The following is a 12,974-nucleotide window of genomic DNA, read 5'->3' on the forward strand; positions in this document are numbered from 1 at the left end:
TCCATCTCTCTAGTATGGCTCAAAGGGCATCTGGCGTAGACCTATTGGGCTTGGTTAGGCAACATTTTTGACTTCTATCTGTAAAACCGAAATCATGTACCAGTTTATATTTTGTTTGATCATTAGTACAGGCATTTGTCTAGGTCAGGGCGTAGATGTCGATAAGCAGCACCCCTCGGTACCGGTGGTAATAGGAATGGGGGCCACCCATGCGGAGTTAGAAAAAGTAAGGTCCCAAGTCCAGGCCGATTTGATAGCCGAAGCAGTAGACCTACCACAGGCGACGGCGCTATTGAAGGCCTTGCGGCCCGATGGAACCTGGCCCGATATCGACTATGCCGATCTTTCAAGAACAGGTTTCGACCATAGCCGTCACCTGGACCATATGCTGACCTTGGCCAGGGCCTATCGCCAAGGGGCAACGGTCAACAAGAAAAAACTGAAAAAGGCTGTATTGAAATCTTTAGATTTTTGGCTTGCCAACGATTTTATTTGTGAAAATTGGTGGTGGAATGAAATGGGTACTCCGGGTCGAATGATAGACCTGCTGTTGATGATGGATGAGGACTTGAGTCCGAAACAATCTGAAAAAGGGATGTATATAGCAGGACGGGCCAATATGGCGGCGTTTGGAGCCCGACCGGGCGGTGATTTGCTCCAAATAGCAGCCATGAGAGCCAAACAAGCCCTCTACTACCGAAACGAAGAAGAATTTGGAAATATCATGGGCCTGATGGGACGGGAGATCACCGTCTCTACGGGCCGAGGGTTACAGGCCGATATGAGTTTTCAGCATAGGACCGACCGCGTCATCTCTACCCTCGCTTATGGGGTTGGCTTTGCTAAATCCTACAGCTATTGGGCGGCCAAAACCGCCGGCACTTCCTTTCAGCTACCAGAAAAAGCAACCCAATTGGTGGTCGATTATTTTTTAGATGGGATCTGTCAATCCATGGTGTATGGGAAATATCCCGACCCAGGTGCGCTGAATCGAGAAATAACCAGGGCTTGGGCCCTGAGTCGGGTAGGGGACGACATGGCCGGAAATTTAATAAAAGCAAGCCCCTACCGGAACGCAGAACTGCAGGTTATTGTCCAAAGTAGGAGGGAAGAACCTGTCGTTTTTGAACCCAAGGATGCCTATTTTTGGCATTCACATTATTACTCCCATCAACGGAGCAATTATTTTACGTCTGTACGGATCCATTCCGATAGGGCCAGTAATATAGAGCAACCTCATAATGATGAGGGAATACTTAACCATCATTTGGGCGATGGGAGTAACTTTATTTCGGTGCAAGGGACAGAGTATAGCGAAATATTTCCGGTATGGGACTGGCAAAAGGTGCCCGGCACTACGGTCGTTCAAAAGCCTGAGCTACCACATTGGAAAGAAATAGCTAAAAGAGGAAAGCGGGAATTTGCCGGAGGCCTTACCGACGGTCGCTATGGTGTAGTGGTCTTCGATTTTGAAAGTGTTCATGATCCCTTAAAAGCTAAAAAATCGTGGTTCTTTTTCGATAAAGAATATATGTGCCTAGGCACGAGCATTACTTCCACTTCGAGCTTTCCGGTGGCTACAACCCTAAACCAATCCTTACTAAAGGGACCTGTGCGTGTAAAAGGGCGATTTAGTAAGGATAGTTTGCTGCGCCAAGGAATTCATGATTTGACGGAGGTGGAAGGTGTATGGCACGACCGGGTTGGTTATATTTTTCCCGTTCCTAGGTCGGTGCAACTTAAAAATACCTCCACTACAGGTAATTGGCGGAGAATCAACCACCAACTTCGGTATGATCGTTCAACTGTCAAAATGGATGTTTTTTCTCTATGGCTAGACCATGGCATTCAGCCCAGCGATGAAGGGTATGAATATGTGGTGGTTCCGGATGTGGATGAAGCAGCGTGGAGCGTATACGAGGCGGAGCCGGTGTTAGAAACGGTCCATAACGATGGGGAGCTTCAGGCAGTATGGCACAAAAAGCTTCAATTATTACAAGCCATCTTTTATACTCCCGGCGAATTGAAGCATCATGATCTGGAGATTAGGGTAGAAAAACCCTGCTTACTCATGCTTCAGCTGCAAGGGAAAGACATTACCTCTATCACTGTGGCCGATCCAACCACGCAATTAGAGTCGATTCAAATAGCCTTGAATGGTTCATATCAAGTGGCCGACCCTCAGGTGGAAGTTCGATGGGACCCTATTATTCGTTCGAGTATCTTGTCGGTATCCCTTCCTGAAGGAGCCCATGCTGGCTCCAGCCTAACGGTCGATCTAGGCCGTTAATTATTCCAATAGCCTACAGATATTGACTCCCCAGGAGCCCTATCGTAAGGGGCACCCAATTATTTCTTGTCTTCCCTTAAAAAATTATTGGTCAAATTTTTTCCTAAAAAGAATGTTAAATAGCAGATTAAGGGGAATTTAGAGTGGTTTTCATGGATTTGAACGGATTTAGTATATTAGACTATATTAAGAAAAAAATTAAAAATAGGTAGGGTGTTTTATTTTTTATTCGTCATAATGGTACTTAAATACTTTTAAATTTAACCATATCGACAAATGAAGAGAGGCTTTACAAAAATAAGGATGATCTTATTGGGGGGAGTTTTTACATTCAGTCTGGGTGTTCCGAGCTTTGTCCATGCATCATCCTTCGAAAAGAGTGGAATTGCATCTGTTTCTGAAATATCGTCGGAAAAGACGGTGAATGGGACCGTTGTAAGCGTGGAAGATGGCACTCCTATTCCTGGAGTTAGTGTAATGATTAAGAATACGAGTACCGGTACCATTACCGATGTTGACGGAAAATACACTTTAAATGTCAATGATGAGAATGCAATACTGGTATTTTCGTCGGTGGGGTTTATGACCCAAGAAGTTACCGTAGGCAATAAAAGCAATGTGAGTATTAAACTAGCTATTGACCAGAAAACGCTTGGTGAAGTAGTGGTAGTAGGGTATGGTACTCAGAAGAAAAGCCAGTTGACTGGTGCTATATCGTCGGTAGGCGCTAAGGAGATCGGCGAGCTGCCCGTAACCAATGCCCGCCAAGCCTTGCAAGGAAGAGCGGCAGGGGTGGATGTGAACCAGGCAGGTAGTAAGCCAGGGTCAGCGCCTCAAATTCGTATTCGTGGACGTCGTTCTTTCAATGCCAGCAACGACCCACTTTATGTGGTCGATGGAATTCCATTGGCGGGTGGTATCGACGATATCAACCCCAATGATATTGCCTCCATGGAAGTTTTGAAAGATGCGTCCTCTACCGCTATCTATGGTTCCAGAGGAGCCAACGGGGTAGTTATTATATCTACAAAAAGAGGTAAAGTAGGGGAGACCATCGTGAGCGTAGATACCTATGCTGGGGTTAGTAAATCCTTAGGAAGGATCGATGTGATGAACGGAGCAGAGTTTGCCGAATACAAGCGGGAGTCGCGCCGTACGGGGGGGCATTATCCTGCCGGGCCAGCGACCGATGCGGCCGATGCGGCTATCTTTGAGCCCGTTGAGCTAGAGTCTATTCGGTTGGGTAGAAGTACCGATTATCCAGCGGCATTGCTCCGGACAGGGGTCATTCAAAGTCACCAGGTAGCGGTTTCGGGTGGTAGCGAGAAGACTATATTTAATATTTCTGCCAATTTCTTTAAAGACAAAGGGGTCGTTAAAAATCAGGATTTTAACAGAAATACCTTCCGGATCAATTTAGACCATAAAATTAACAACCGGGTTCGGATCGGAACATCTACCTTGGGTGTGTATAGTATTCGTAATGGTGAGGAATTCAACCCACTTGGAGGAGCTTTGGCAGAAAACCCGTTGGGTAAGCCTTACGACGATGAGGGCAATTTGATTTTCTTGCCTACTCAGGATGGCCTTCGTACCAACCCGCTAGCAGAGATAGTTCCTGGGGCCGTTATTAATGAAAGGAAAACTTACCGGATATTTAATAGCTTGTATGCCGAAGTAGATATCCTTAAGGGACTGAAATATAGGTTTAACTTTGGTCCCGACTTCGAGATCGATCGGTATGGACGCTTCTTTGGTAGCCAGACCAATGCACGACGTGGTGCTCCTGCGGCTGGTAACACCGAGAACAAGTTTCACTTCAACTACACGGTCGAAAATATCTTGACTTATTCGAAGCAATTTAACTCGACTCATAACCTGAACGTGACCTTGCTACAATCCTATCAGAAAGATACTGAGGAGAGAGCAGGAATAGGTGTGAATGGAATACCTGCCGAATCTCAACAGTTTTACAACTTAGGGAGTGCCAGCCAGGTAACAGGCGTAGGGACTTCTCTAGAAGAATGGGCACTGCTATCTTATATGGCCAGGATCAATTACGATTTCAAGGAGAAATACCTGCTTACTGCGACGCTTCGTGCGGATGGATCATCGGTGTTTGGTGCCAATAACAAGTTTGGCTACTTCCCATCCTTGGCTTTAGGTTGGAACATATCGTCGGAAGACTTTTTGCGTGACGTTCGCTTCCTCGACATGTTGAAATTAAGACTTAGCTACGGGTCTACGGGTAATCAGGCCATCGATCCTTATCAAACGCAGCCATTGCTGGGTCGTACCTCTTATGCTTGGGACAATTCAGCCGCCTTTGGCTACCGTCCTGGTACCATCGGAAATCCTGACCTTCGCTGGGAGACGTCTTCTACTGCCAATGCTGGATTGGACTTTAGTTTCCTGAATGGCCGTATCTCTGGTGCGATTGAGTACTATATCACCAGAACCTCCGACTTGTTGGCCCCACAGCCCTTGCCTAACTCTACCGGCTTTGGCGGGTTCACCACCAATATTGGTGAAACCGAGAACCGTGGGATAGAGCTTTCGTTGTCGACAATTAACGTAGATAAGGGCGACTTCCGCTGGAGTACCGATATCATGTTTACCAAGAATAACGAACGTATCATTTCCTTGGCCAATGGTAAGGTGGATGATGTAGCCGCCGGACGTTTTATTGGTGAGCCCCTGTCTGTGATTTTTGACTACCGTAAAATTGGTATCTGGCAAAGCGATGAGGAAGACCTGGCCACCCAGTATCAGAGTAAAGTGGGTGAAATCAAAATTGAAGATGTCAATAATGATGGAATCATTAATGCCGACGATCGTCAGATCCTAGGTTCTGCAGTGCCGAATTTCGTGGCTGGTGTTACCAATCGCCTTTCTTTTAAAGGAATTGATCTCTCGTTTTTCCTTTATGCTCGTGCCGGACAGCAAATTATCAGTAGCTTCCACCAAGGAAACAACTCTTTGGCCGGACGATACAATAACTTGGACATCGACTATTGGACGCCAGATAATCCTACCAATGAGTTCCCGCGTCCAAATGAAAACCAGGAGTCACCTCGGTATAGCTCTACATTACGCTATTTTGACGGTTCCTTCTTGAAAATCAGGAATATTAACATCGGGTACAATGTGCCGGTGTCCCTTGCCGAGAAGCTTAAGATGAAAAGCCTAAGAGTGTTTTCGAGCATTCAACAGCCCAAAATCTGGTCGAAATACCGTTCCCAATACAAAGGGATAGATCCAGAAGTGGAGCTTGACAATGGGGCGAGTAACACGACTCAGGGAATTGGTTCGGATCTATCGCCGGCAACGACCGTGATTACCTTTGGATTAAATGCTAAATTTTAATTGGTCTGGGACATTAGAAAATATAGAATATTATGAATATAAATTTTAGAAGGAATCAATTTCGATTCTTAAAAATAGGAATACTAAGCGCGGTGCTAATGTTTGGGCAGTCCTGTAGCGTAAGCGTATTGGATGAAGAAGTAGTATCTGGAATTGGTAACAATTATTTGAATACGCCGACCGGCTTCAATGACGGGGTCAATGCGGTTTATTCGACTTTACGCGACTGGTACGGAACCGAAAGAGGGAATAACTTTACCATCTTCGGAACGGATACTTATCAAAATGGAGCAGATGGTAGCCATAAATTTATCAATACTTACGATGGAGGTTTCGATGCGCGCTCTGCTCATGCCCGTGAAGTTTGGGACCTGCTTTATCAGGGTATCAACGCTGCCAATGCCGTTATAGAACGTTCGGTTGCCGTGGAAGGTTTATCTGAGAGCGTAAGAAAACAGCGTGTAGCAGAAGTAAAGGTACTACGTGCCCACTACTACTTCATTTTGACGCAAACTTACGGCGGGGTGGACCTTCGGCTTACCGAGACCGTTGCCCCTACTAAGGCAGCGACTAGAGCCTCTATTGCGGAAATGTATGCCGCCATTACTAAGGATATCGAAGAGGCCATCCCCGACTTGGAGGATAAGGCCCGCTCGTCGGACTATGGACGTGTAACAAAGGCAGTGGCCGAGAATATGCTATCGATCATATATCTTACAAAAGCTACTTCTGAAGCCAAGGCAGCCGACGACTACTCGAAAGCCGAAACTTTGGCCAAAAACGTAATCAATAATTACGGAATTAAGCTGGTGTCGGATTTTGCCCAGGTACACCAACAAGGGAATGAGAAAAACGATGAGGTTATCTTTAGTGTGCAATACACGGGCGATCCCCTCACCAACGGAGGTGGTAACAACTCCCATGTGTTTTTCTTGATGGAGTACGATGTACTTCCAGGTATGCAGCGCGATGTTGTGAATGGTCGTCCATTTAAGCGGTACCGACCTACCGAATTCACCTTGAACGAAGTGTTTGTGAATCGCCAGGTGGATAGCCGGTACTATAAAACCTTTAAGGATGTTTATTATTCTAACAAACCCGGGGTTTTTAATACGACTTTCGATAAGTCGAAAGCTCAAGTAACCTTTGCCTTAGGTGATACGGCCATATTCGATCCAGGCTATGAAATGTCCCCTGCAGAAATGGCCAAAAAGCCTTATCAAGTGTTGGTGCCGAGTGCCTATTCGGAAAGGGTATTTCCCGCCTTGCGTAAGCATATCGATGGGGCTCGTGCCGACCGTACGCAGTTCGAAGGAACCAGAGACTATATCGTGTACAGGCTAGCAGAAACTTATTTGGTGTTAGCCGAGGCGCAGTTAAAGCAGGGTAAAACTGCAGAGGCTACCCAGAACGTCAACATAGTCCGTCGTCGTGCGGCATGGCCCGGAAAGGTGGATCAAATGGAGATTACTGCTGCCGATATGACCATGGATTTTCTTATCAAGGAGAGAGAAAGAGAGTTATTAGGGGAGCAGAAAAGATGGTTTGACTTAAAACGTTGGGGGCTTTTGGTAGAAAGGGTTAAGAAGTATAACCCACAAGCCGCTCCTAATATCCAGGATTTCCATGTGCTGCGTCCGATCCCTCAAAATCAGATCGACCGGGTAGAAGGTGGAGCCTCGGCATTCCCACAGAATACTGGTTATTAGCATTATAAATTAACGGCAAGAAAAAGTCCATCGAAGCATCGATGGACTTTTTCTTATAATTCAAGGGGAGCTAATTGGCCTTTTGGACGGGTCAAATCGTCCATAGGGAAGATTTCCGGCTACTCAGCAAGTAGGTGGTGGGCACGAAAAGGCCAGGTGGCTGAGTTGATACGGCGTTAGGTGCTTATTGGCTAAGTAATATAGGACTCAACTGAGCGGGTTTGGTCCTAAGGCTTTTCTTTAACTTGAAACATATTTTTTTTGTTCTATTTCATTTTAAAATTTAATTAAAAAATGCTTAGCCTTTATCCATTTTGTAAGGGTATACCTGTATAGATTTCGTTATAGGGTTGAGGCTTCACTATGAGCTGATTTTTTTTGACATTATTTTAATTATAATCTAACAAATCGTCGGAATGAAAATAAAAGTTGTTGCATTGTCCTTGCTTGTAATATTGGGAGCCAATATTACCATTCAGGCACAGGGTACTGAAAAAGGATGGCAATCCTTGTTTAACGGGAAAGATCTGACAGGTTGGAAGCAGTTGAACGGCAAGGCCAAGTATGAAGTAGTAGATGGGACCATCGTGGGCACGTCGGTGATGGACACTCCCAATTCTTTTTTGACGACAGAAAAGGACTATGGCGACTTTATTTTTGAGTGCGATGTAATGGTAGACAATAAGCTGAACTCAGGAATTCAGTTTAGAAGCCTTTCTAAAGCCGATTATAATAATGGTCGGGTACATGGTTATCAAATGGAAATAGACCCGTCGGATCGTGGCTGGGCAGGTGGTATTTACGATGAGGCACGCAGAGGATGGTTGTATCCCGGCGATCTTAACCCTGAGGGAAAGAAGGCATTTCGTAGGAACCAATGGAATAAATATAGGATAGAGGCGATAGGGCCGGATATCCGCACCTTTGTAAATGGTATTCCTGTAGCTCATATCGTAGACGACCTTACGCTAAAAGGATTCATATGCCTACAGGTACATGGGATAGGCAAGGACCAGGAGCGCGCTGGTACTCAGGTGAAATGGAAGAATATCCGTATTAAGACTACTAACCTTACACCTAGTCCGCTTACCAACAACCGTATCGAAAACTTTTTGGTTAACGACCTTTCTATAGCGGAGAAAAACCTGGGTTGGACCTCCTTATTCGATGGCAAGTCGATGGATCAGTGGACGGGTTATAACAGCAGCAGCATTCCGGCCAATCGGTGGAAGGTGGAGGATGGAACGATCACCATCATGAAATCGAAAGAAGGGGAGCCCGGAGGCGACTTGGCTACTAAAGTGAAATTTGGACCCGTGTTCGAATTCCAATTCGAGTTTAAACTTACCGAAGGTGCGAATAGTGGTATCAAATATTTTGTGCCAGACGCCACCAATCCCGAATCTCACGGCGCTCTTGGCCTGGAATATCAGATTTTGGACGATAAAGTACATCCAGATGCCAAGATGGGTGTGGTAGGTAACCGTACTCTGGCTTCCTTGTACGATCTTATTCCTGCTGAGAAACCCAATAACTCTATTCATAAAATTGGAGAATGGAACAAAGGGCGAATCGTGGCCCATGCCGATGGTACGGTTCAGCATTTTCTGAATGGACAGCTGGTAGTAGCCTATGAGCGTGGCTCGGCCATTTATAAAGCTTTGGTGGCACGTTCCAAATATGCTAAACACGAAGGCTTCGGTTTGGCAAAGGAAGGATATCTTGTATTGCAAGATCATCATGATTTGGTTCACTACCGCAATTTGAAAGTAAAAGCAGCAAACTAGTATTAGGTTATTATTGACTGAATAAAGTATAACTAATTTAATGATTGATTATGTCGAACAGAAGAGATTTTATAAAGAACGCCGCTTTGGCTACCGCTGGTGTGGCTTTAGGCTCCAATGCCTTTAGTGCTTCTAGTTACCGTCGTATTTTGGGAGCTAATGACCGAGTACGGGTCGGAATCATTGGTTTCTCCGATCGTTTCCGGAGCTCTTTGGCTCCTAGCTTTGGTGGGCATGCCAAAAAAATGAACTTTGAGTTTATGGGTGTTTCCGATATTTGGAGCCGCAGAAGGGAAGAAGCGGCTGCTTATATGAAAGGAAAAGACTATGCCGCTAAGGACTTCGTTCAGGCCAAAAATAATGATGAACTGCTCGGCAGGAAGGATGTAGATGCGGTTATTATTAGTACTGCCGATTTTCAACATGCCTTAATGTGTGCTGAAGCCGTTCGTTCTGGTCGTGATGTATATGTCGAAAAGCCCTTCGCGGAGTCTCTTGCCGATGGTAAGGCGGCTATTGCGGCTGTGGAAGCCTCCAAGCAGATCGTGCAGGTGGGCTCACAACGCAGAAGTGCTCCCAACTACCATGCAGCAAATGAATTTATTAACTCTGGAAAGTTTGGCGATATCACAACCGTCGAAATGACCTGGAACGTCAACCAACCTGGTCGTTGGAGACGCCCCGAGTTGGTTTCTCAGATACGTAAAGAAGATACTGACTGGGACCGTTTCTTGATGAATCGCCCGAAGGTGGCATGGAATCCACGTTATTATCTGGAATATCGCTTGTTCTACCCCTATTCGTCGGGTATTCCTGGACAGTGGATGGCCCACCAAATTGATACCGTACACTGGTTCTCAGGACTAGACGCACCTCGTAGTGTGGTGGCCAATGGGGGGGTATATACCTGGAAAGATGGACGTACCAATGCCGATACGTTTACAGCTGCATTCGATTATGGTCCTTTCGATCAGCAAGACAAGGGCTTTCAGGTTATTTATTCGTCTCGCTTCAATAATTCGGCAGGGGGAGTAAAAGAGTACTATTACTCTAATGCCGGGATGATCAATCTGGATACCAACGAAATTACCCCAGAGGGTGGCTTAAGAGCCAAAGAAGCAGGAGCCATGAATATGAAGGAGAATTTACTCCCGAAAATGTCCTTGTCCGAATCAGCGAAAATTGAAACGGATGCCAATACAGGTTCCGATCCGATGACTTCTTTGCATATGCTCAACTGGATGGAGTGTATCCGTAGCCGTAAGGAAACCAACGCTCCAGCAAGAGTAGGATTTAACCACTCCGTGGCGAATATTATGGCTACCACTGCCCTGCATACAGGCAAGAAGGTAACTTGGGATCCTAAGAAAAAGGAGATTATAGCGAGTTAATAGCTAAATATATCGTTGAATTTACGGCAAGCGCTTAAGAGTAAGTGCTTGCCGTATTCGTAATAGTGGCTACCAGGAGTCGAAAGCCATAATAGCTGCATATACAGGTTATTCATGTAAAAATATATCTATTGTGAAAATAGCAACCAACAAATTTATTTTGGGTTCTTTATCCCTCCTTTGCGCCGCTGGAACTTCCTTTGCGCAAAAAGTAACGTTTAATAAAAAGGATTCAGAGAAAAAGGTGGAGGTCATGATCGACGGAAAGGTTTTTACCAACTACTTTTATCCAGGAGAGGATAAGTTAAAAAAGGCGGTGCTGTATCCAGTATACAGTCCGCAAGGTACCTTGGTCACCAGAGGATGGCCGCTGGACCCAAGGCCGGGAGAAAGAGTGGATCATCCGCACCACGTAGGTGTATGGTTGAACTATGAAGATGTGAATGGGAATGACTATTGGAACAATTCCGACGCGGTAGACCATGCCAAAAGGGCCTATGGCACCATTATTCATACCGGAATCACGTCCATGAAAAGTAAGAAAGGTAAGGGCGAGCTGGTCGTTACTGCCGACTGGGTCGATAAAAATGGAAAACTTACCTTAAAAGAAGTTACTACCTACACCTTTAGTGGGAAGGGTAATAAGAGGGTGATGGACCGTGCTACCACACTAACCGCCGTTAATGGCGATGTGGCCATGCCCGATATTAAAGATGGGATGTTTGCGATACGCGTGGCTCGTGAGCTAGAGCTCCCCTCCAAAAAGCCTGAGATTTTTACAGATGCTTCCGGCATTGCTACGAAGGTTCCTAGCCTTAATAACGAAGGAATTACCGGAAATTATCGGAATAGCAATGGGGTAGAGGGTGAAGACGTATGGGGCAAAAGAGCCGTGTGGTGTAATTTGACAGGTGAAATAAAATCTGAGCCTATTAGCGTAGCGATTATAGACCATCCTAAAAATGTGGGATATCCTGCCTATTTTCATGCAAGAGGATACGGCCTATTCGCCATCAACCCCTTAGGACAAAAGGCCTTTAGTGATGGGAAAGAGGTGCTGAATTTTGTACTTAAAAATGGCTCATCCACTACCTTTAGGTATCGGATGGTGGTAGCTTCGGAACATCTTTCCGATGCCGCTCTGAATGCGGAAGCCACCAAGTTCGCTGGCACCAAATAAAGCTTCTATTTGTGGATGAATGATACGGGCAGTGTGACCATCGCAGAGGTGGCACCTGCCCGTTTTTATGTTTGGGTTCAGTAGTATCTCTGGGCTTGCCGGGGATCGCCATTCTAGTTTCGAGCCCTAATCTTCCCAAGGTAGAATAATTCTTTCTCTTCACTATATCATGGTGGAAATTCCATTGCTTCCTTTAATTTTGTCGGAATAGCTAGCTGTTTTAGCCTTAGTTATCTTCTTTCAACGAGCCTACTTTACAATGACCCAGTACATCGCCATCTTAAGAGGTATTAATGTTAGTGGTAAGAATATTATAAAAATGGACGAACTAAAGCGTCTGTTTTTATCGATGGGCTATAGGGATGTTCAAACTTATATTCAAAGTGGCAATGTGGTTTTTGGTGCAGAAGAAGGTGATACTAGCCAGCTCGAAACAAGAATCATGAAGGGAATAGCCGAAGGCTTTGGGATGGAAGTACCAGTGATAGTCGTGTCGGCCAGTGGGTTACGACAGATTGCGGCTGGGAATACATATCTGAATCAAGAACCAGTCGAAATTGAGAAACTCTATGTGACTTTTCTTGCAAGAACACCCGATGGCGTCCTGTCCGACTCTTTGGCGCTACCAAGTGGCTGCACGGATCATTTTGAGCTGGCCCAGCATTGTATTTATTTAAAGGTGCTCGGGGGCTATGGAAAAACAAAGCTGAATAATAACTATTTTGAAAAAAAATTAAACGTAAAGGCCACCACTAGAAACTGGAAAACGGTGCTTAAGCTCGTGGAAATGGCCAAGGATACCGAATAACTTTCAATTATATATACCTAACTTATGAACCAGTCCTCACGTCGGAAGTTTTTGCAAAAGGCAAGCTTGGCCTCTCTTGCCGTAGCCTCTCCCGAAGTTTTAGCGCCCGATAAAAACAAGGAGCTTTTTATTCATCATGTATTGTTTTATTTGAAGGATAAAAATAATGCCCAAGATGCAGCCAAACTGCTGGAAGGCCTCCACAAATTGGCGAAGGTAAAGACCATCCAATATGTGCATATTGGCACTCCAGCTTCTACGAGTCGTCCCGTAATCGTAAAAGATTATTCTTTCTCGTGGATGTGTTTCTTTAAAAATATCATAGAACAAGAGTTATATCAATCGGACCCTATTCATTTAAAATTTGTAGAAGACTACAGCCATTTATGGGAGAAAGTAGTCATATACGATTCTGTTGGGCCCAAAAAGGTGTCTTAAAATAG

At 45.2% G+C, this 12,974-nt stretch carries 8 protein-coding genes; all 8 read left to right on the plus strand.

Annotated features, from left to right (window positions below):
* The first annotated feature begins 94 nt into the window (after positions 1–94).
* The 8 genes from CLV98_RS10100 (at position 95) to CLV98_RS10135 (ending at position 12,969) form a co-directional block, all read left to right on the plus strand.
* Positions 95–2,290, plus strand: coding sequence for a polysaccharide lyase family 8 super-sandwich domain-containing protein (locus CLV98_RS10100; RefSeq protein WP_109674193.1), 2,196 nt, complete (start codon positions 95–97; stop codon positions 2,288–2,290).
* Positions 2,291–2,566: 276 nt separating this feature from the next.
* Complete coding sequence (locus CLV98_RS10105; protein WP_229203305.1) at positions 2,567–5,656, plus strand: SusC/RagA family TonB-linked outer membrane protein; 3,090 nt, start codon at positions 2,567–2,569, stop codon at positions 5,654–5,656.
* A gap of 32 nt (positions 5,657–5,688) precedes the next feature.
* Entirely contained in the window at positions 5,689–7,365 is a 1,677-nt protein-coding gene (locus CLV98_RS10110; protein ID WP_109674195.1) for a RagB/SusD family nutrient uptake outer membrane protein, read from the plus strand.
* A 416-nt stretch (positions 7,366–7,781) separates the two neighbouring features.
* Positions 7,782–9,152: a 3-keto-disaccharide hydrolase gene (locus tag CLV98_RS10115; protein WP_229203306.1), complete on the plus strand. Its 1,371-nt coding sequence runs from the start codon at positions 7,782–7,784 to the stop codon at positions 9,150–9,152.
* Between the two features lie 50 nt (positions 9,153–9,202).
* On the plus strand, positions 9,203–10,543 hold the full coding sequence (locus tag CLV98_RS10120) for a Gfo/Idh/MocA family protein (protein ID WP_109674197.1): 1,341 nt from the start codon (positions 9,203–9,205) through the stop codon (positions 10,541–10,543).
* A 133-nt stretch (positions 10,544–10,676) separates the two neighbouring features.
* Entirely contained in the window at positions 10,677–11,723 is a 1,047-nt protein-coding gene (locus CLV98_RS10125) for a DUF6807 domain-containing protein (RefSeq protein ID WP_229203307.1), read from the plus strand.
* 259 nt (positions 11,724–11,982) lie between these two features.
* Positions 11,983–12,531, plus strand: a complete 549-nt coding sequence (locus CLV98_RS10130) for a DUF1697 domain-containing protein (RefSeq protein WP_109674198.1) — start codon at positions 11,983–11,985, stop codon at positions 12,529–12,531.
* A 24-nt stretch (positions 12,532–12,555) separates the two neighbouring features.
* On the plus strand, positions 12,556–12,969 hold the full coding sequence (locus tag CLV98_RS10135) for a Dabb family protein (RefSeq protein ID WP_109674199.1): 414 nt from the start codon (positions 12,556–12,558) through the stop codon (positions 12,967–12,969).
* Positions 12,970–12,974 lie beyond the last annotated feature (5 nt).

Origin of the sequence: Dyadobacter jejuensis, assembly GCF_003149085.1 — a bacterium.
Taxonomy (GTDB): Bacteria; Bacteroidota; Bacteroidia; order Cytophagales; family Spirosomataceae; genus Dyadobacter; species Dyadobacter jejuensis.